Annotated in this window: 8 protein-coding genes; 4 read left to right on the top strand and 4 right to left on the bottom strand. The window is 45.6% G+C overall.

Annotated features, from left to right (window positions below; translation table 11 throughout):
- Positions 1–192 precede the first annotated feature (192 nt).
- The 4 genes from SJY28_RS10415 to uvrA all read left to right on the top strand — a co-directional run bounded on the left by SJY28_RS10415 (position 193) and on the right by uvrA (position 8,081).
- Positions 193–1,485, top strand: a complete 1,293-nt coding sequence (locus tag SJY28_RS10415; protein ID WP_379544398.1) for a DUF1176 domain-containing protein — start codon at positions 193–195, stop codon at positions 1,483–1,485.
- A gap of 582 nt (positions 1,486–2,067) precedes the next feature.
- On the top strand, positions 2,068–3,732 hold the full coding sequence (locus SJY28_RS10410; RefSeq protein WP_379544397.1) for a DEAD/DEAH box helicase: 1,665 nt from the start codon (positions 2,068–2,070) through the stop codon (positions 3,730–3,732).
- A gap of 277 nt (positions 3,733–4,009) precedes the next feature.
- On the top strand, positions 4,010–5,254 hold the full coding sequence (locus SJY28_RS10405) for a DUF819 domain-containing protein (RefSeq protein ID WP_379544396.1): 1,245 nt from the start codon (positions 4,010–4,012) through the stop codon (positions 5,252–5,254).
- Positions 5,255–5,513: 259 nt separating this feature from the next.
- On the top strand, positions 5,514–8,081 hold the full coding sequence (gene uvrA / locus SJY28_RS10400) for an excinuclease ABC subunit UvrA (protein WP_379544395.1): 2,568 nt from the start codon (positions 5,514–5,516) through the stop codon (positions 8,079–8,081).
- A 97-nt stretch (positions 8,082–8,178) separates the two neighbouring features.
- On the opposite strand, the gene SJY28_RS10395 is transcribed toward uvrA, so the two are convergent.
- From SJY28_RS10395 to SJY28_RS10380, 4 genes are all read right to left on the bottom strand, one after another.
- A complete protein-coding gene (locus SJY28_RS10395; protein ID WP_379544394.1) occupies positions 8,179–9,618 on the bottom strand; it encodes a reverse transcriptase family protein in 1,440 nt (479 codons plus the stop codon).
- Between the two features lie 3 nt (positions 9,619–9,621).
- The gene (locus SJY28_RS10390) at positions 9,622–11,862 is read right to left on the bottom strand and encodes a hypothetical protein (protein WP_379544393.1); all 2,241 of its coding nucleotides are present in this window, start codon (positions 11,860–11,862) and stop codon (positions 9,622–9,624) included.
- Complete coding sequence (locus SJY28_RS10385; RefSeq protein WP_379544392.1) at positions 11,859–19,604, bottom strand: HEAT repeat domain-containing protein; 7,746 nt, start codon at positions 19,602–19,604, stop codon at positions 11,859–11,861. The genes SJY28_RS10390 and SJY28_RS10385 overlap by 4 nt, the downstream gene beginning before the upstream one ends.
- Positions 19,605–19,673: 69 nt before the next feature.
- Positions 19,674–23,075, bottom strand: a complete 3,402-nt coding sequence (locus tag SJY28_RS10380; protein WP_379544391.1) for a BRCT domain-containing protein — start codon at positions 23,073–23,075, stop codon at positions 19,674–19,676.
- Positions 23,076–23,188 lie beyond the last annotated feature (113 nt).

Genomic DNA, 23,188 nt, shown 5'->3' with positions numbered 1-23,188 from the left:
GCTGATAAGCAAATAGCTTATCAGCCTTTTTATTTATATTTATAAAAGTGAATATAATACATGCTAGGTCTTCCTTTTGTCTTTACACAATGATACATTAGTACAACAGATAGAAACACTAGTGCGTTAAGATAGCCGAGCACCATTACAATAGACAGGTGTTTATACTTCTTCTACTGAAAGGTGATGATTATGAAAGACAATAATTATATAAACAATATGTCGCTATCAAGAGGCGCTGATTTAACTGGTGTTAGTAGGTCAGACATTACCTATAACGATAATAAGTCTGATAACAACAGTCACGACAGTAGTACCCAGTCTAATAAAAATCTCAAAAACATCACTGTAGAGCATTATTCGGAAAACATACCTAAAAAAATAAAAGAACAACCCACCTATATGATAAAAAATAAAATATTACTGCCTGTACTTGCAGCGCTTAGCACAGCTTTATTTAGTACCACCAGTATGGCCAGTACATCGACTGAGTTTACCAGTCAAGATTGGCAAGTCGCTTGTGATAATACGCGTACGTGCCGGCTGGCAGGCTATCAAGCAGAGAATAACAGCGAGTTTCCGGTTTCTATATTGCTCGTACGCCGCGCAGGTGCGAATGCTGGCGTGGATGGTAAAGTAAAACTTGGCGGGGCAAAGGACAGCTCATCTAAAGCCCTAATGCAGCTCGGTAATCGTCATCGTATCTCGTTGTTTATTAATGACAAGGATTATGGCGAGACTAAGCCGTATTCAGCCGCTGCAGGTAACGCTGAGCTTACTCAAGCGCAAGTAACTGCACTGTTAGAGGCGTTGACCAAATCTAGCAAGATTACGTTGGCCTTGCGCAATTCACGTTGGCAGCTCTCTGACAAAGGTGCCAGTGCTGCCATGCTAAAAGCCGATGAGTTCCAAGGTCGCGTTGGTACATCCAGTGCCTTTATTAAAAATGACGATGCTGTTAAATCTAGTGGCGGTATATTGCCTCCTAAAGCCGCGCCAGTACTGCGGTTTGTTGTGCCAAGTGCCAAAGCAGACGATGGTAATGACAAAAAGTTTGTGATGAGGTCCTCTCAGTTGGCAGCGTTGGTAAAAGGCACAATGAAAGATGCAGACAGCGTTTGTCCCAATCTTTCAGACAAATCACCTTGGCGTATCAGTCGTCTAAATGGCTCGCAACTGTTGGCACAGCATGAGTGCTGGACGGGCGCTTATAACGCTGGAGCAGGGGTTTGGGTGATCAATGATAGTAAACCTTATAAGCCAACGTTGGTGACGACCAATGCTACTGGCTACGATAAAGGCAAGCTTACCTCTGTACAAAAAGGGCGCGGCATCGGTGATTGCATGAGCAAAACTGATTGGCTATGGACGGGTCGTGCCTTTGAAAAAAGCCATGAAAGCACCACTGGACTTTGCCGCTTAATCGAGGCGGGCGGGGCATGGCAGCTACCTACTTATGTAACAGAAGTCAAAGTAGTACGATAGATAAATAGCGAGTAGTTCATTTAAGTTCTTAAATAAACTACCTAAATTTGTTTATTATCAACACTATTAGTGCTTATTTACTCAGTAATTGAAGAAATAGGTACATATATTTTTTTATTGTGCTATACTGCGTCGCCACGTTAGCTTAGGCTTTCGTGAATTATGAGATTGATAACATCGCCTGCGATTTTGGGTCTAGGATGACCATAAGTAATTGTTGCCGATGATTTTGTGTACTTAAATAACCTTTTAAAAATATCCGTTATTTTTGACTCATATCTTATCTACTGGCCTATAACTAGGGTCTAGATTGGTTGCTGTTTGCCTTTATCTGCTTTGGACAAAGCATTGATAATGAGCGTATATCAAGCAAGGATAAGACACTCGGCACTACCACCAAAATACGTCAGACAGCACGAACGCATTTATTATAAAGACGCTAAGCTCTATTGGCTTGGTTTCTAATTATCGACAATTTTATGTTGCTCGGTAATGCTAATAAGAGCAGCGTGGTGAACGGTTATCAGTGGTATGCATCAAGTTTGCTGAATTTACAGCAACTTATACTTACCAAGGATTCTTATGACTGACATCTTATCTGCAATCGCCGCTGAAAACGGCATCATCGAAAACACTGACACTCCAAATACTGATAATAATACTCAAGCGGCTGCTACTGACGCTGCTGAAGAAAACAAAATCACCTTTACAGATCTTGGCATTGCTAAGCCAATTCTTACTGCGCTTGATCGCAGTGGCTATACCAATCCAACCCCTATTCAAGAACAAGCCATTCCTTTTGCTCTAGCTGGTCGTGACCTTTTATTGTCAGCGCAAACGGGTAGTGGTAAAACAGCGGCTTTCGTTATCCCTGTACTTGACCGTTTGAGCCGTGCTACTAGCTTTGACAAACTAACCAAAGCACTTATCCTAACGCCAACGCGTGAACTTGCTCAGCAAGTACATGACAGCGTTCGCACTTATTCTAAAGACATGCGCGGTCTATTTTGTGTACCACTAGTTGGCGGCGCACCATACAACGGTCAGATCACTGCTTTGAAAAAGGGCGTTCAAGTAATCGTTGCAACTCCTGGTCGTCTACTTGACCATATCAATGCAGGTCGTGTTGATTTGTCAAACCTAGAAGTATTGGTACTTGACGAAGCTGACCGTATGCTAGACATGGGTTTTGCTGATGACATCAGTGACATCCTTCGTGCAGCACCAATCGATCGTCAAACGATCATGTGTTCAGCAACTTGGGATGGCCCAGTAGGTAAAATCGCTGCCAGCTTCACTAAGAACCCTGAGCGCGTATCAATCAAAGTAGAATCTGCACACATCGAAGAAAAAGTGTACTACTGTGATGATTTTGATCACAAAAACCGTTTACTTGACAAAATCGTTTGCCAACAAGATATGGAACAAATCATTATCTTTGCTGCTACCAAACGTAGCACTGAAAAACTGGCTAAACAGTTACAAGAAGCGGGCCATAAAGCAAGCTTCCTACATGGTGACTTGCCACAGAGCAAGCGTAACCGTATCGTTCAAGACTTGCGTAATGGTAAAGTCAAAATTCTAGTAGCGACTGACGTTGCTGCTCGTGGTCTAGATATTCCAGCTATCTCGCACGTTATCAACTATGACTTGCCGCGTCAGACTGAAGATTACGTCCATCGTATCGGTCGTTGTGGTCGTGCTGGTCGTACTGGTGTTGCTATCAGCCTATGTAGCATGGATGATCGTCCACAGCTTAACGCTATCAACCGTTATTTAGATCGCAAAATGGAAGTATGTGTTATCGAAGGTATGGAGCCTAAGAAAACTTACGTACCTAGCGAAAACAAAGGTAATGGTCGTGGCCGTGGTCGTGGTCGTTCTAACGGCGGTGGCGGTCAAGGCCGTGGTCGTTCAGGCGGTGGCTATGCTGGTAAATCTAGCGGTGGTGGTCGTGGTCGTTCAAGCGACAGCGCTCCAACTGGTCAACGCGCTAGCAACGACAGCGGTTATCAAGGTAAGCCACGTGACACGTCAGGCAAACCAAATGAGCGTTCAGGTGGCAAGCCGTATCAAGGCAAGCGCACTGGTGGCCCAAGCCGCGGTGATAGCAATGGCGTTCCACGTGGTGAGCGTGCTGCAACTGGTCGCGGTCGTCCAAGCGGCAGCCAAGGTCGTCCAGCTGGTCGTTCTGACAGCCGTGGCCAAGGTCGTCCAAACGGCGGCAACCGTGGTAACAACTCGTAATACAGCTATATTTGACGATTAAAATCATTGATTCATTAATCGTCTAAAGATAGCATTGAAAAAGCCAGATACTTGTTATCTGGCTTTTTTGTGTTTACCTGTTTTATATTGCGCCATGATTACTTTATGCCCTTACTTGCCTAACCGTTACCTTGCTATTTATTCCGTCAAATACTACTCGGCAAATCCTAGCTAATAGTCGATGGCTGCTTGCAGGAGTTTTTTGCCTTGTCTATACTGATTTACTTTTGCCCGTTGTAACTCTTGGAGCGTTTTGATGCCTGCCACCTCAAACTTAGCAATTGATAATTTGCCATTAGCCTTTGGCATCATCATGGCCATTATTGGTCTGGTTTTTTATACCCAAGGCTTACCGGGTAAATTTTGGCGTCGATTTTATGCCGTATTGCCTGGTATTGTGCTTTGCTGCTTTATACCAGCCACTCTAAATAGCTTAGGCGTGTTTGCCGATGGTATTGGTTCGCAGATTTATGGTTTTACTGCCACTTACTTACTGCCAGCAAGTTTGCTATTAATGACCTTGTCCATGGATGTGCCCAAAATATTGGGCTTAGGCTGGAAAGCGATTGCGATGTTTTTTGCTGCCAGTATCGCTATCGTCATCAGTGGCCCGATCAGTTTGGGAGTCGCTAAGTGGATATCGCCTGCGATGTTTACCGATGATACTTTATGGCGTGGGTTTTCTGCTGTAGCAGGTAGTTGGATAGGCGGCGCGGCCAACCAAGCAGCGATGAAGGAGCTGTTTGGAGTCAGTGATGATCTATTTGGTATGATGATTTTGGTCGATACCACCAATGCCTCACTGTGGCTGCTAGCTATTTTGGTCATGGCAAAACATAGCGATAAGATAGACCGCTTTTTGCGCGCTGATACTAGTAGTATTGATAAAGTGGTCAAAGCAGTCGAGAGCTATGAGCGTGATCATGCTCGCCCAGCAACCATCAATGATTTGATGGTGATGTTTGGCTTATGCTTTGCAATGGTCGGGGTCGCACACTTTATCGGCGGTCAGATTGCAGATTTCTTTGCGCCTTATAGTTGGGCTGTTCAGTATAGCTTTGCCAGCTCGTTCTTTTGGATGGTAGTGATTATTACGGTAATAGGGGTTATATTTTCGTTTACTAAGATACGTAGGCTTGATCATGTTGGCGCGTCAAAAATCGGCACGGTATTTATCTTTGTATTAATCGCCGCGATCGGTATGCAAATCAATCTGGCTGGAATCGTCTCACAGTGGCGTTTACTGTTAATCGGCTTACTATGGATGAGCATCCATGTCGTTATCATATTTGCCGTCGCTAGGATTATTCGCGCGCCGTTTTTCTTTTTGGCAGTTGGCTCTAATGCCAATACAGGCGGTGCATCCTCAGCACCAATTGTCGCTACGGCATTTCATCCGTCGCTAGCACCAGTAGGAGTGTTCTTGGGTATTTTAGGCTACGCAGTAGGGACATTTGGTGGTTATATCAGCACCCAATTGATGCGCTTGGTTGTGTCCTAATACCTAAGTTGTCAGCTTCTTAGCAACTTAATAGCGTTTCTTGCTAAACAAAACCCGCCTTGATGTGGGTTTTTTATTATTAATAATTGGATGACTTGAGTTATCGTTTTGTCTATCTATGCTATTGATACGTAAGCCTAGCCATGGCCACACATGGGTACGTGTTAACCTTTCTGCTAATTAAGTAAAGACAACTAATTAAGTAAAGAAAAATAGGCCCGTTAGGAATAAACAACGATTCGATAGGAACAATAACGCTATGGCGAACTCAAAAAAATTAGAAGAAAAAACAAGTATAACAAGCACAGTAAAGAATGCCCTTTATAACCCTGACCAAGACAACATTCAGGTCAGAGGCGCACGCGTACACAATTTGAAGAACGTTGATGTTGATTTGCCTCGCAATGCCTTAGTGGTCTTTACCGGTATCTCCGGTTCAGGTAAATCGTCATTGGCATTTGGTACGTTGTTTGCCGAGTCACAACGCCGCTATCTTGACTCTGTATCGCCTTATGCGAGACGGCTGATCGATCAGGTCGATGAGCCAGATGTCGATTCTATAGAAGGGTTGCCACCAGCCGTCGCCTTACAGCAGAAGCGAGGTACACCTTCAGTGCGCTCGTCCGTGGGTAGCGTGACGACGATATCCAATGGTCTACGCATGCTGTACTCACGAGCAGGAGAATATCCGGCAGATCAAGGAATACTATATGCCGATGCGTTCTCTCCCAATACGCCAGATGGTGCTTGCCCAACTTGTTCAGGTATTGGCCGCGTATTTGAAATCACTGAAGAGTTGCTGGTCCCAGACAATACCAAGACCATCCGTGAGCGGGCAATTGCGGCATGGCCACCAGCGTGGCAAGGTCAAAACCTCAGCCGTATATTGACCACATTAGGCTATGATATCGATAAACCATGGCACACACTGCCGAAAAAGACGCGTGATTGGATTTTGTTTACAGATGATACGCCAACAGTACCTGTCTATCCTGAATACAACATTGAGCAAACGCGTGATGCGATCGAAAAAGGCGAAAAGCCAAACTATATGGGTACTTTTACCAGTGCCAAAAACTTCATTTTGCACTCTTTTGCCACCACTCAGAGCCCACGTACCAAAAAGCGCGTCTCGCAGTTTATGCAGATATCTGAGTGTCCAGAATGCCATGGCAAAAAACTAAAGAAAGAATCGCTATCGGTTAAGTTTGCAGGATTGGATATAGGCGAGCTATCACAGCTAACGCTAACAGAAATGGCACAAAAATTAGAAGTAACCGCTCGTACCAAGGTAGCCGATGACACACCAAACCGCGAAAAAGCCATCGTCGCCCAGCGTATCGCCAGTGACATTCTCTCTCGTGTTGAAGCGCTGACAAGGTTAGGGTTGGGCTATCTCTCGCTTGAGCGTACCACACCGACTCTCTCTCCTGGTGAACTACAACGATTACGATTAGCCACTCAAATTCGCTCGCAGTTGTTTGGCGTGGTATATGTCCTTGATGAGCCATCGGCAGGTCTGCATCCCGCTGATACTCAAGCATTGCTAGGTGCGTTGGATGAGCTGATTGCCGCTGGTAATTCGGTGTTTGTCGTTGAGCATGATGTGAGTGTCATCAGACATGCCGATTGGGTAGTCGATGTCGGGCCAAAGGCAGGTACACATGGCGGCGAGATTGTTTATAGTGGGCCTATAGATGGACTTCGTGAAGTTACGCAGTCGCATACTGGTCAATATCTATTTGCCAATGCTACGTCTAACGCACAGTCAAAATCTAGCACAAGGCAGCCAGCAGCCTGGCTCAAGCTTGCCAACATTGAGCGAAATAACATAACAGGATTAGACGTTGAGTTTCCGCTTGGGGTGATGACCAGTGTCACGGGTGTCTCAGGGTCAGGTAAGTCGAGTCTCATCAGCCAAGCGTTGGTAGAGCTTGTCAATGAAGCACTGGGGCAAAAAACGGTTCCTGAAGCGCCTGTAGGTGAGGCAGATTTGCTTGAGCAAGAGCTTGAAACAGTCACTGGTGGCGAAATCGTCACTGGCATGTCGCACATCCGTCGTCTTATCAATATCAATCAAAAGGCGATTGGGCGGACGCCGCGTTCTAACTTGGCAACCTATACGGGTTTGTTTGACGATGTGCGTAAGTTATTTGCTGCAACCAAACAAGCAAAGGCATGCGGCTATGACGCTGGACGTTTCTCATTTAACACCAAAAAAGGGCGCTGCCCAAATTGTGAGGGATTGGGGTTTGTTAGTGTTGAGCTGCTGTTCCTACCAAGTGTTTATGCGCCTTGTCAGGTCTGTCATGGGCAACGTTATGATGACGAGACGCTTGCCGTCACATATCGAGATAAAAACATCGCTGAGGTATTAAATTTAACGGTTGAAGCGGCTCATGAGTTCTTTGTCGATGAGGCGCCTATCTTGCGTGCATTGGATGCACTGCTGCAAGTGGGTCTTGGCTACTTACGTTTGGGTCAGCCAGCTACTGAGCTGTCAGGGGGTGAAGCACAGCGAATCAAGCTTGCCACTGAACTACAGCGCACGCAACGAGGCGAGACACTATATATCTTAGATGAGCCAACCACAGGTCTACATCCTGCTGATGTGTCCATGCTGATGGCGCAACTAAATGATCTTGTCGATGCGGGGAACACTGTTATTATGGTTGAGCATGATATGCAAGTGGCTAGCAATAGCGATTGGATCATTGACATCGGGCCAGGGGCAGGGGATGTGGGCGGGGTAATCGTCGCTCAAGGTACACCACATGACGTTGCCCAATCAAAAGACAGCCGTACTGCACCGTTTTTATTGATGTAATAGAAATATATTTATATTAGTACGCGTCATTAAAATAAGTATGAGTATTAGAAATGGGGTTTTCTAATACTCATTTTTTATAAATATAAATAAATATCTATAAAGATGTCTCTTGCTGCACCTGCAAACGCTCAATTCTATCTAGATAAGCATGTCCTAGCTCTGGCTCTGCCGAGGCTATCCAAGCGGCATATCCTGACAACGTATTTAAAGTCTCATCAGCACGCAATTGCCCGCCTGCCTCTAGGTTATGGACGGCCGCGCGCAACATTTTTTTGATTTGACGAGATACCCTAGGTATGCCTTGTCCATTGACCACCATGCCTGTCACTTGTTGCTGATTGCCTTTGCGAATCACGCGCGTTTTATCATTATTCAATGCAAAACCTTCTTCGCATAATATCTTATGGACTGAGCCGAGCAGTTGTCCGATTAGCTTGTTGTGCTGCGTATCGGCTTGTTTCTTTGCGATGCTGGTCGTGGCTTTAATCGTTGTTTTAGCCTTCGATTTGGGTTTGGTGTCTTCAATAGCGGGAACACTGAACGTCAAGTCATCGGCGTAACGGCTATAACGTAGGCCTAACTTTTCTGCCAACCCTGTCAAGCGGCGGTCCAGATTTAAGCAAATAATGTTCGTTAATGCAGGACTGGTAGGCGCACCTTGTGGCAAGGCTCTATCACCCAGTGCCACATAGTAGGTAACGCCATCTTGCTGCACCACTTGTCTAGGCGACTCTGTACAGAGTAATGCCAGTAATGTCGCAATTTGCTCTGGGTAGCCAGCATGACGAAAGACCCCTTTGACACGGCGCCAGCTCACGCTAGGAAAGAAATCTTTGACATCAAGCTTAATAAGGAGCTCGCTGTTGCTATGTACGGCTGCATTGGTCACGATAGATTTGCCGCGTACAAAGCCATGGGCGGCACCATGCGTCGTTAAGTTATTCAAAATGTTGTGCAAAATCCAGCGTTGTACAAACTTCAAACGTGGTATCGGCGACCATATTTGACGTGCTGTCCCATTGCGCTTGGTAATAGTAAAATGCGAATAAGACAGATTGGTGGCGACCTCTCTTTGATAGCACAATCCTTTTAACTGCGGGATGGTGAGATTAACCGCTTCTGCTAACTCATTATGTTTACGCAGCAGTGGCAGTTTATTTTCAATCAGCCGATTGGCCGCATCTTTGATATCCCACTTATCGGTACTGGTATCGTCCGTCCAATATACATGACGACCAAGATAAACCATGTGATGCGCTTTGTATGCTTGCCAAGCAGCTTTTTTGAGACTTTTTTCTTCAGCTGCTTCCTTTTTTAAGGCTTTCTTATAGCGTTCCCGTTCTTTTGGGCTCATATTGTCGACAGGTTGACGCTCGACCATAAAGCCTTGACTGACCAGCTGCTGCTGAACATATTGGTAACGTCCGCCTGCTAGCTCAATATCTTGCCATAGTTGCTGCCACTGACGCTCAAAAGGAGTGGATGTTGGCTCAGGGCTGATGTAATCGTTATTGTTGGCTGTTTGTGTGGTCATACCTTACATCCCTTGGTTTTCGATAAAGCCTTTGGCTTCAAATCTGGCAATATGTTGTAAATAAGCCGCTTTGGCTTGAGCAGGCTGATTGAACACCAGCTGCTGGCGCGTATCCTTGTCACCTATTGTTTGTTCGATGGTAATCTTCTTATGGGCAATGGTGATGTAAACATAAGCAATAGCGGTCTCTTGTGCGGTTAACGCTTGTGTCTTATCGCTTGTAGTCGCGTGTATCTGAGCAGCTGTTTGGGCTAAGGCCGTTAAATCAAGCGTCGGTGCAGAAGGTAATGTCATCAACGAGCTATTGAATGCTACTTGTACGCTTTCTTGTTTGTTCTTAGGTTGATGTAAGCGCTTACTCGGTACGCGTTTACTCAAGACACGAGTGTCATGCCAACTGTCATTGCCCGTGTTATTTGGGTCGTATTGATTATATCTAAGTCGTAGCGCAATAAGATGCGCGCACACACCATGAGTGAGTCGGTGCTGCAAGTACTGCGGACAGCTACATTCCGCCTTGGTGACTAGCCCTTCATCGCCTAATTGCAGCTGGCTGTGATAAGTACGCCTGTCTTCTTCGACATGAATATCTGCACGAATGGTAATACCTTTGACAGCGACAGTCTCAACGGAGAATTTCTGCACGGCATCCGTACGGCTCATCAAATCAAAAGCCTGCTTTTCTGCCTCATTGTGATAAGCGAACTGTGCCATATCAAGCGGCACTTGGCTCAAAGGTCTGTAGTGATACAGCTGCGTCGCCATCTCATAGCGAATTAAGCCTTGCTGAGTACCTGACAGTAACCACTGCTGTACTTGTGAGTGAGAAACAGGCACAGACGTTAATGAAGCATCTGCTGATAGCGACTTTACCAAGTCTTCTAGATTGCTGGGGGTATTTTCCAGTGTTTTAATTAATACAGACAAACCATTATGCTCAGCGTTACTATCATTATTGCTGTCATTTAAAGTTGCTTTACTACTGTCTGGTAAGCCTTCACTGGCAGCTAATGTATTACGCAATGGGCGCCTGGGTAACAGTAAGTCAAAGTTTAATGACTGTGACCAATTAGCTTGGCTAAAGCCTGTCATAGCAAAGGTAAAATGAAAGCCTTTGCCTTTTAGTGTCCAATAGCTTGGCATGCCTTGACCCAGTAGCGATACCGAAACGCTGTCAGTATGCGGCAACAGACGTTTTAATAGGCTGAGACGACGGCGACCCCATAAGCGAATGAGCTTTGCTTGTTGACCTTGATAGGGCTTTTGCTGTTGGCTGACTTGGCTGGTAACAGTAATATCAAAAGGTTCTAATATAATCACCGGCTGCTGCTGGGGTCTAAGCTCAATCAGCAATCCTCGGCGTTTGCCTTTGACGTCAGCATGCATACGCAGCTCAAACAGCACGTTATACAGTGCGATTGGATCGAGATGGATGGTATCTTGTGGCAATTGACCTGCAGACTGTACTTGCAGCAGTGCTCTGATCCAGCTTTTGGGCACATTAATGCGCTTTTCTATGATCTGTTTTTTTACGGTGGGCGTGGCCACTGTACTATCAGTATCTGCTTCAGCGGGCTCTGGCATGGTTTCGAGTAACTGTAAGCCGACCGCTTCATGACCAATGTCTAATACCGTTTGTTGATGATCTCGTATTTTCTCAATACCGTTAAACAACGCCGCACTGTAATCAATACTTGTGGTACCAAGGGTAGGCTTAGCACTTTGATCAAAAATCTCATTGGTCAATGTCAGTTGGGCGTAACAGCCTTCATCACGGCTAAATACCTCAAAGCTAACACCTTGCTCATGCACTTGAATAATCGGGTCCAAAATACAAAAGGCGAGTGGGTCGTTATCAAATAGCCACGTGAAATAATCACGCTGCGCAGTAAATAGGTTTTTATTGCTGCTGGCACGGCGCATCTGCATAAATACCGTATACGCTGAGCGGTCTTTTGGCACATAGCGGTAATCACTACTGACCACATCAAACAGCGCTAGCAAACTGTCACGAAAGACAAGGGGAGACTTGACCTTACCGTGGAAGTTAACCTCCGATCGATTCAGCTGAGTAAATAATGCCACATGCTGAGTGTGTTCGGTCGTTTGCGCCTCCGACAGTGAGTCTGACGGTTCATTAACTTGACTGATTTGGCTGGGTGCGGCGTAGTCCAACTGCATCATCAGGCCATCAGTGTTTGCCACTATTTCTGATGCTTGGTCTAATTGATTGTCTATAGTCATTGACTGTCTCCTTCACCCTGATTGCTTTTTTGACTGCTGTCCTGACTACGTTGTGCTGCGATGGTCGAGCTAGATTGCGATTCCATATTGCCAGATGACAATTTGCCAGATGATAATGGACGCTTTTGCTGTGCTCGTATCATGGCACGTTGCCAGCGGCGTAGTACTTTGTAAGCAAGCTTCTGAATGTCTGAATTTTCATGTGCCATGAGTGTTGTCAGCCATTGTTCAATATTTGGATCATGTAGCTGCCCAAGCGCTTCGATAGCGCGGATACGAACCGTCAGCTCCATGTTGTCATTATTTGCACAATGATAAAGTGCGTCAGCGTCTTTTGCTCTGATCCACTGTAGCAGCTGTTGATTGATTGGTCTCTCGGTAGACAAGCCCTTATGTTTCAGCGCATTCTTTACTACCGTTATTATGGATTTTTGGGTAGATGTACCGCTTTGTTCAATACGACTTAGTAGCGTTGATAGTAAGGTTTGGTTGTCATAAGTGAGCGGCGATTGAACCGTAGTTGATACGCTGCTCAATGTTGGCACTATATTTGATAACACCTTATCGTCAGCGACTGGTCTGGCCAGTAGTGCCAACAGCGCTTGCTGCCACCAATCACTAACAGTAGTAGAGAGTAATGGAATAGAGGTGATAGTCAATGGTTGACGAGCATCATTGAGCCAATCAAGCATTGCCGCGATTTGCTTAGTAGCCGCTTTATCGACAGTTCCTTTGGCAGTTGTAATGGACACATGACGCATGATTAGCCAAACCAGTTGTCTGATGGTGCCACCCACTTGCTCAACCATGCTAATCCACTGACTATTGCTGATAGTAGTTGGACTGCGGCTGATGGTGTCGATAAGCGTATGCCATTGCTCGCTTTCAGTGTCAAAACGCTGCTGCAACGTCGCAACCATCTCTTTATCAAGATAGTTGGTCGGATATTGGGTCAGATAGCACAGTCCAATATGCTGTGTCAGTGTGTTGTTACTGGTAATCAACGCGGTAAGCTGTGATGTTGGCATGTCTTGCTTGGCCATAATGGCATTTTGCAGTGCCATCAAGGTGTCAGCTGGCAAGTGCGCGCCATGCTGGGTGATAAATGCTGCCAGCTCATCGATGCTGCTATTATCAATGATACGCTTTAGACTCAAACGCTCCGTCTCTTCTACAAAGTCATCATTATGGCTTTGGATGGCTGCCCAATCATAAGGATAAATCTGCGATGCGAGGCTACCCCAAGTTTTCTGTGCCGCAGTATAAGCCACCATGAGCACAGCACGATCTAGGTTGTTTTGCTTTAAGATATCTAAAATTAATGCTTTATTGGCATCGTTATCATTCATTTGTAGTAGCCATACCGCATGCTTTTGCGGACGGAAAAATATGGCTTTATCAAGATGAAGGCGTATATAGTTGCGGATTTGTTCCCAAGCCGGCACGGTATTCAGCCAGCGCAGTCCATTTAACCAATGGACAATGGCGGGATTGGTGAAATGGACTGCGGGGTCTGACAAGTGCGATTTTAGTAGCTCAAAGATATGTGGACTATGCTCAAAGTCACCACCTTGTGCAAGGCGACCTAATGCTTCACTGGCCACGTCTTGTAAGTAGTGCTCGTCGTCCTCGGCCAGTTTGATTAACTTATCATAGGCTTTGTATAAGGTATGAACCTGTAAGTTGTTATCAGCGTTGTCTGCAGGCGAGCTAGCATTAGGCGAGTCAGCATTTTGATTTTGGTTTTGATGGTCACTGCTGCCTAGTAGTTCGCCAATGGCTAACACACTGCAGCTGCGGAACTCAGCATCAGGGTTGTAATCTATCGTAGCCATCAAGATATTGACCCCATCAGCGTGACCGCATTTAGCGAGTCCTTCAGCCGCAGCAAATTGCACATCAGCGTCTTTATTGCGTAGAGCGTTTTGTAATGAGGCAATATTACCATGCCGTCTTTTGGCACGATATACCAGTGCTTCAACCAACTTAAAGGTATGGTTAGCTGGCATCTGCTCGTAGGCTAGCGCTAAAGCAGTATCAATGCGCGAGGACAAATCACTGTCATCCGATTGCACCCATGCAAGTGACGGTAATAGCTGCGCGGCAAGCGCATAATCACTATGATTCATAAGCGTAGTAAACAGTGACAACAAGACTTGCGAGTCTCTAGGGTGCTGACGTTGTAACCAACGGGTGTCTTCACGCTCGTCCAAATAATCCTCAATTTTTTGATCGTAACCACTGATTTTTACTAAGGTATCAAATAAATATTTACGCTCTTCTTTATGCTTTTGTGGCGTGTGCTCAAACAGACTTTCTAAACGCTGTAGTAATGGCGCCACGAGATTCGTGTTACGTAGGTCAGCAATATCACTATAAATAAACTGCTTAGGTTTGTTGATATGTGGGTCATCAAGCAAGGCTAATAATCGTAAGTGCGCTTCATTGGCGACCTGTTCAGCAGTCGCAATATTAAAGCTACTCTCTAAACCACTATCAAAGCTGCTATTTAAATGACCCTCTACAGTGTTCTCATTGATGAATTGGTACGACGTGAGTGCTTCAGTAAGTAAGTTCCAGCTACGGTATTTCTCATTACTGGCCTGAGCGTCTTCAGCAAAATCAAATAAGCTATCAAATAGCGTGCTGTCCGCAAAGAGTACGTCATGAAACTCGACCAGTTGACTCAGTGCTTGATATTTTGCATTCCAATCATCACTCTTCACAGCGTGCAGCAAAAACGTCAGTTTGTCTTGACGCTGCACTGACGGCGATTGACTGTCTGCAAAGGGCGTGACGATGACTTGTTTCCATTCAGCAACGATCTGAGGCAGTAACGACTGACAATAGGTCTGTAGCCCAAGCAAGCTGGCTGGCAGATGGCCTAGTCGGCTCTTTAACAGCTGATAGGCTTCTTCTGCTAAGGTGTGATTATTGGTTTTTAACAAATCAATGAGTTGTTGATCAGCGCTACTACTGACAGTAGCTGTATCCGATGGTTTGCTTTGCTGCTGTACGGCATTGTTATTTGCGGTATCTAGCAATAGATCCAAGCCGCGTTTTACCATGTCACGGTAGGGCGTGCTCATGGCATAGTCAGCCAGCTTTTTGGCAGGCATGTCCAGCTTATACAAGCATGTCCAAGCCAGCTCACGAGTGTCAAAACTACTGTGGTTCAGTAGTGGCAACAACACACGACTGGTACTGTCTCGCCAGTCCTCATTGTTGTTAGTATCAAACGCCGATGATTGAGTAGCAAGCCACATCAGCCCTCGAATGGCTTGGTCTGTGGTGCTGCTATTAGCATAATAATCATCGCCTGCGCGTATGACGCCAATCCAAGCACCAAAGGCAAGAGACTGGTATGGATAATGCACTTCAAAATTGTCTTGTTGTTCAGTAGGAGAGCTACCTACTGTTTGCGCATCGTCGTTTGAAACATCCTGAATAGAGGCTGATACAGGGTGAGCACTTAACAATGCCTGCAAACTGCGTTGCCATTTTTGTAATGTCTCAAAAACATCGTCCTCATCGTCATAGTAGTCATGGGCGAGTAATTCAGATAAGTGGCAGATAACACTAATAGTTTGGGCGCGTACCAATGGCTGCTGATGTCGACTGAGGTTGGCGAGCTGTTGTAAGTTTTCGGTACTGACGGTTGTCAGAATACTTGCTCGGATAGAGGATGTATTATGCGATTGTCCTTTAACAGCACCTTTATCTGCCGTGTTTGGCATGGCATCCATCATCATCGTGATGACTTCAGAGTGAGAAGATAAAATACTGCCTAATTGACGTGACAAATAATCACTTAGGTACTGCCACGTTGACGATAGTGCTTGCTGGTTATTAGGGTGTTGTACGTCATCTGGGTAACGAGCGAGTATGTTGGCGTAGACTACTGCCGTGTCATTATCTGCAAAACTTAACGCTTCTATCAGTCGATTGGGCCTGATAGTGCTAGTAGCGGTCGTTTCAGGAGCTTGCAGGCCACCTTGCAAGCCATTCTGTAAATCATTAAATATCAATAACAGTCTGGCTGCTACTGTATAAGACTCTGACTCAAACAAAGGCTGTAGTTGACGGGCATGTGTAATACCTAAACCATGCTGCGCTTGTAGCCAATGCGTAGGCGTCGTCGGTGCAACAAGCGTACTTAGATTGTCTGTTTCGTCTCTTATGTTATGAGTAAGGAAGTACTGCCCGCGAGCATCACCCAAAATAGCCAAACACAAACTGGCTGATTGATTGATAATGTCGCGCTCATCTTTTTGCCATTTCACCAGTAGATCAATGTCCTCGAAAGAAACTATCTGCGTAATCTTTGGTGCAAGAGGTTTAAAATCAGCATCAGAGTGGTGTAGATATTTAGCATACCAACCTAACGCATCATGCTTTGATGGGTATGCCAGTTTAGACAAACCAAACAGTGCTTGGCTTACATGATTGTGCCACTGGGTATAGCTATCACTTTTCTTGCCTTGAGAAGGCATAGGCAGTTCTAGATAGTGTTTAAAGACTTGATACGCTTGTTCATCACTCCGCTGTGCCTGTTCTTCGTCAGCATATAGGCGTGATTGACTGGCTAGTAGTTGCGCGACTGTTAGCTGAATATCAGGATAAGGGCTGTTGAGGGCTGCAGTAATCAATGCTTCGTGATGATTCGGTTGATCATCGGCGCTACTATCATCTAGGCTACTGTGATCCGCTAAAATAGTAGGCTGCAAGTCTGTCAACGCCAAAGCGACCGTCAAGGCTTGCTTGCGCAGCTCAATACTGTCATCAGCGAACATAGCCACTAGAGCTGGCATCAGTTGTGTCAGCTGAGTCGTATTCGCTCTGGCTTGCACTGTCGTAAGGGCTAGTTGCTTGATATCAGCATAAGGGCTGGCAAGCGCGCTCAACATGACGTCAGCAAACCCTAAGTGTTTGCTCTGTTTCAATGCGATGTCAAAGGCTTGCTTACGGATATCGGCAAACGTATCTGAAAAGAATAGGGTCAGGACAGCTTGATTGGTCTTTTGAATATCAGTTTCTTCAACTTTATTTGTTTTATGCTTCGAATTCATCGCTAGCAACAGTCGTTGCCATTCTTCTATCGCCACTTGATGCACATCTTCAAAGAGGCTTTGCTGCAATAGCTCAATGATGTCAACGATGGCGCTATCAGAAACATTTTTAGAAACATTGTCAGATGAGTGTTTAAATTGGCGGTTTAATAGAACTTTAACCACTTCTAGCCGAATACTGGTAAAAGGATTGTTCAATGCCTGTAGCAATATGTCTGTCATCTCTGACGACATCTGAGCGCTTTTGTCACTGCTATTTGAGCTATCTGGTGCGACATGCTTTAAAAACAGTGCTAAAGACTGCTCATGAATGTCTTGATGTTTAGAAGCAAAACCCGTCGCTGCCCAAGACAATGCATTGTCTGCCAATTTGCCATAGGCTTGCATAGCCACTTGGCGCACGCCAGCGTCCTTATCGTCTAGTAATGTCGGTAGGACTGCTTTGGCATCTTCTATATTTAAATGACCAAGCGCGGTGGCGACACCAGCACGGATGATGGCACTGTCTTCATGGCTCATCAGACTAATCAGGGTGCCAAACGCCCGTTTGTCTTGTAGGCAAGCCAGCGCATAAGCCGCTCGGAAACTGATATCTTCGTGACTATTGCTTAAGCTTTGTAATAATGGCTCTAACGTGTCATTGCTTAGCTTTATAGATTCAGTAGCAGGCTTCTTGGATTTTACCGTTTTAGCCTTACTCTTAGATGCTTGGGTATTATCTGTTTGCGAGATAAAATCTTGCGTGGATAAGGTTAAACGGATCGCCTCATCGGATTGTTTAACACTCTTATCATTTGCCGCTGTGCTGCTAGCATTATCTAGTAGCGTGCCGCGCAGTAAGCGAAAGTCATCAAAATCAGACAGGGTACGTAAAGTTTGCGTGTCACCTTGCTGTTTCAACGCCTCTATCAACTCAGGCTGAGACAGTAATGAGACGTAAAACGCCGTTTGCCTAATCTCTGTATTACGATGATTCTGTAGCAGCATCAATTGACGCGAGACTTCAAGGTGATTTAGCATACCGCGCTGATACAGACGAATTAATCCTGATTGGACAATGTCTGACTGATTGCAGTCTAATGCCATCAAATCTGCTTGAGGACTGTTTTCTGGCAATAAGGTCTCAAGGGAGGCCAATGCTTGCTTGCGAATATTCGCAAAACTGTGTGACAACGCGTCTCTTAAAATAGGTAAAATGCGGCGCTGGCTGGTGGCATCCTTCATTGCAACCTTTAGGTAACCTTGTAACGCAGAAGCCACCACTTCTTCGTAGTAACGGTTTTTAAAGGCTTCTTCTAAATAATGCAGCGGGCGCTTCGCCGTACTTGCGCGGTCGGCCAAGGCATGAAAAGCAGCAAGACGTACTTTTGCACTGTGCGCCGAGCTTAGTTGCTGCTCTAAAACCTGTGCAGTTTTATCAAGATTAGTAGTAGCAACCCACTGTACCAATTGCAATGCTTGGTTGGCCGTGAGCGTGTCGCTATCAGCAAGTAATTTTTTAACCAGTTCTAACGTTTGGTTATCTGCTTGCACCTGTAGCAGCGCCAAGCCTTCTTTAAACGAAACATCATTATTGTTTGACGTATCTGTCAGTAACTGGCTGACTCTCTGATAGCCATCTTTGATGATATAAGTGACTGGCAGTAGCTTACTATTTGGTACATTGCTCTGAGTGAGGTCTATCGGTATGAAACGTAAGCTCTGATCGACACTGACGACGATGAGCATTGGTTGTTCAGCGTAAGAAGATAAGACGATCTGTCGCGCCTTGGTTAGATCCTCTTTACAGCTGTTTGGCTGACCTTTATCAAATGCCCATGATTTGACGCTCTTGTCATCGGCGGCAGTGAAGAGCCGAGTGTCTGAGACACAAAGCGCCGTGATCATTTCGCTGTGTTGGCTAGACTTGGCTCTATCAACAGGATGCAGATCGCCTTGGACATGAGTACGGTATAAGCACTTATCTGCGCCTGCTGAGAAGAAGTACTGCCCAACTGGCTCAAAACACAGCGCGTTTACCCTACCTTGGTGGAGCTGTTTTCGGCTACTTAGAGTGAGCTGAGCTTTATCTGAGCTCCATTGATAGCTACTAACATCTCCTGTTTTATCTGCTACGACTAACCACGAGCCATCACTTGAGGTTGCTAGCGCGGTTAATGCAGACTCCTTACTTGATGCTGCTATAGAAGACGAATAAGGCTCAATGATGACAGTACTGCTGGCTTGGCTGTCCTGATAGGGCCATACCACAATGTGTTTTGGATATAAAATAGCCAAGGCGTCTTGTAGTGGTGCCATTGCTACGGCACGGCCTATAGTACTGCTATTATTTTCAGGTGCATTAAGCAAGGATTTAGCACTGGTCTTCTTGATTTTCTTGGCTTGCCAATCCGTTTGATAAAGATGACCATCATCACCAATCATAACAATAGTGCTGTCATCTATTTTGGTGATGGCTTGCATCGCACAAGGCAGCGCAGTTGTCGATAAGCTAAATTGCTCACCTTGTTGATCAAGAACGTATAAGACCGTAGCAGATACGTGCTGCTGGCGAGTAATAAAAAGACTGCGCCCATCTTGCTTGGTTGTCTTTTGAGTCGCCGCTTGGGTGCTGTTGACCTTACTGACTAAGCCAATAATTTGACCCCAATAGGGGAGTGTTATTGTTTTCATGGTGTTATCTCAGTTGGGGTGACGTCATATTTTTTAAGTATTTTTATCTATATCTGTCTGCCAAAGCCGTTAAGCAGATGCCACTGGCTGCAGATTTTCAGATAGCTCAGGATAGCGATGTAATAACCGTGTGACGGCAACCAAACACGCATGACGCTCCATCTTGCCTGCCGAGTGCGTAAAGGTGAATAATGTGGGCATAATGAGCGCCGCAAAGGTACTGTCAGCCAATGCCACATCACGAAAGGTCTCAATCAACGCCAGTTTGGCACGACTCGCAGATATAGGTTTTAGCGTGATATTGCTATTTGACTCAGCTGCCTCTGATGACTGTGGTGATGAGTGCTTATCTGAGTAACGTTGTTGCTTATGCTTACTGCTGTCACTAGCATTGGGCTGTTGCGAACCGCCTAGACGACCAGGTGGTAGCTCAAAAAGACCACGGCGTAGCAGCATCAATAATTGATCAACCTCTGCAGGCAAGCTTGCCAAACGTTTATCTGACTGCTCTGTTATGAGTGGTTGAGCGCTGCTGTCATTATCTCGTGCAGCATCTTTTTTATCTTTACTATCGGTACTGGCTGGTTGCCAGTTTGGAGACATGTGACGCGCCTTGTAGTGTTTCCATAGCATGGTCACGGCGGCATAACGTACTTCGCGGTCTGTGCTTTGGGTTAATCGATATAGAGACTGCACATCTTGGAACTTGGCGTGACGCTGTAGTAGAGTGATACCAATTTGGCGAGCGACTCGCGCTTTGCTTTCAATCAAAGCATTCAACATGCCCGCATTCAATTGTGCTGACTGAACGTGATAACGTCGATTGGCAACGGATGGCTTATCCAATAGCGCACGCTTCAGCAGTTGCGTGACTTCAGTATAGGGAGATTCTGTCATCATCAGCCATAGGGTTGGCGTTGGTTGCCACGTCGCCATCTCATACTCACTCAGTAACAAGCCAAATTCTCGCAGCTGGCTGTTACGGTGTTGCAGTAAAGGAATGACACGCTCTGCATCAAAGAATGAAGAAGGGATAATCGCATCGGGATCGACTGGTCTGTCTGTCAGTGCCATGCAGATCTGTTCATGATGATGACTGAGGTAGCTAATCGCAAGCTCACTAATAGGTGCAGTAGCATCATCTGTTGCCATATACCACAGTGCATTGGCACCTGCAAAAGTATCGTCTTCAGACACCTCTCTCGATTGACCACTTAGCATCTGTAAAAAAGCGGTTTCGGAAATAATCTTTAGCGGCGCACCATCTTCGATTAAGCTCTCGGCTTTAACTTGCTTGCTACCTTTACGGCCATTACCGTATAACGGTGAACCATCATCACCGATGACTAGATAATCCAACTTGCCATTGACGGCGCTGCTAATAGCGCCATTGGCTGCTTTCACAACTTTTTCGGCCTCGCCACGAGTCATGCTTTGCATCTTGCCTGTGAATAAATACCGTTGGCCGGTTAAATCTACTTCAGTAGCAGCATCGCTACTCGAGTCTTTATTGTCAGTGCCATTACTGGAAACGTTTTCAGTAGAGTCGCCTTCATTGCTGTCGAGATAAGCGATAAAGTCGGCAGGCAAGAATCCTTTGTTAATGCGTTCAATCGCAAATTCGCGGTATACCGCCTGTTCGCTATGGGCTAACTGCATTAACCAGTCAAAACCTAAATCTATCGGCGCAAACCGACGCACATCAGACAGCCAATCCCTCACGTTTTCTGCTAGATATTCATCAAAGGCCAAATGCTTTTGCCAGTTTTTAATAGGGGTGTCAGCAGATTTTAATTGTTCAATATATTCACTCACTTGCCAATCAGGCTCATAGGCAAGCGTATGCCAATAGCTCATATCAAGCGTCGCGGCTGACAGTACATCTTCATCAAACCAGTCGGTAATAGTCGCTTGCGATAGTGGATTTAATAACAGTGTTTGCCATACTGCCGCATTTACTTGGCTCAAATCCAAACGTCTGAGCTGGTCCAACGCAAAGTCCATACAGTCGCTGTCGTTATTAGCAGAGAAGTCTTGTTGCTCTGGTATATCTAACTGCTGGGCAACGCGAATAAAGTATTCAGTCCCTAGCTCTTTGGCGCTATAAAGCTCAGGCAGTTTTTTTATCGCAAATTTTACGCTGTGTGTTCTACCGCTAGTCAATCGTTCAAAAAACCACTTAGGGGTCAAGTCACGTCGCGTAAAGTGTTTGCTAAGTTGTTTGCTCGCCGTTTGATAGTGATGCTCTGTGTCTAATAGCTGCCCCCAGCCATTGACACCGATATCAGCAACAGGGTCACGACTCAGGATGTTGTTGATGGCAAATGCTCTAACAGGCTCATAATCTGACATGGCCAGTAACATCAGCTCAGTGAGCGATAAGTCTTGAGCGTAGCTTTTGGCATAGCCAATCGCATATTGATAGGCGGCAGGATAGTGTGAATGGAGTAGCTGTAGCACCACTTGATGCAAGCCCAATGTTTGAAATTTAGACTTTTCAAAATGCGGTGAGTTTTCCAATAGCCAAACTATCATCTCATCACGCGCTTTGCTGTGCGCTTGTCCGGCAGATAGATATTGTAGCGTTTCACCACTCACATCACGTAATTGGGTCTTAAAGTCGTGTTTTAGGCTATCGGTTGCGAACTGTCTGACAGCCTCATTTTTGGCGATAGCCAATAGCTGGATAAGTGGTTCAGGGTCTCGTTGCCACGCCTCAGAGAACGCGCGACCTTTTGCATCAAAGAGCTTGCGAGGTGAGCGGCTGCTGAATCGATTGACGCCATAATCAAGGCTGTTGTGGAAGCAGATGTGATTAAGTACCCAGCTGTTCGTTTGTTCAAGGCTGCCTGCCGTCATGGTTTCGTCATAGCTGGCGAGTACAGAAACGGCGGCATCAATGTAGCCAATTGGCATTTGCTGTCCTAGCTGGCGCAAATAACGCCATGCTCTAAGGCTCATATAGGTTTTGGTAGCTAGGCTGACCGCAGAGTTGGCGGTTTGATTGAAACGCTGTAAATCAATTTTGGCAGCTATTTGTCCAAATATCTCATAATCTTGAGAAAATTCAGCTTGCTTGTAAATACGCTTTAAACCTTTCCACACACCATAGCTGATTGGCAAAGCCGTAATGGCTTGTTTTAGAATAGTTCTAGAATACGCGCTGCCATCTTCCCACAGTGCGGTCAGTATTATATGGATCTTATAGCGATCTGGGAGGGGGTAAACGCCTTCGTTTGCTTCCAATTTGGCAATCATTGCCACGCGATCTGCAAACTGTACTTCTGGGTGTTGTTCCCGAAACTGATGACTAAATATCTTATCTAAAAACCGATCAAAAGTAAGCTCATGCTCAGGGATGGGCGTCTCGGGAATCGCATCAGCTTGAGTTGCCAATGTACATAATTTATCGACCAAACTTGGATCTTGGGCTTGCCAAGCTTGCTGAATTTGTGAAAATGACAGACTCATAGAAATTTGCCTTAATTTTTATTTTGTCAGTGCGCGTAATTTTGTAGCACCATAAAAGCGCGTTTTACAGAAAATATCAAGGACTTTTGTAAGGAAATATATGGGCTGCGACA

It is taken from the genome of Psychrobacter sp. R86515, from assembly GCF_042466315.1.
Taxonomy (GTDB): domain Bacteria; phylum Pseudomonadota; class Gammaproteobacteria; order Pseudomonadales; family Moraxellaceae; genus Psychrobacter.
This window is presented reverse-complemented; position numbering and strand designations above follow the sequence as displayed.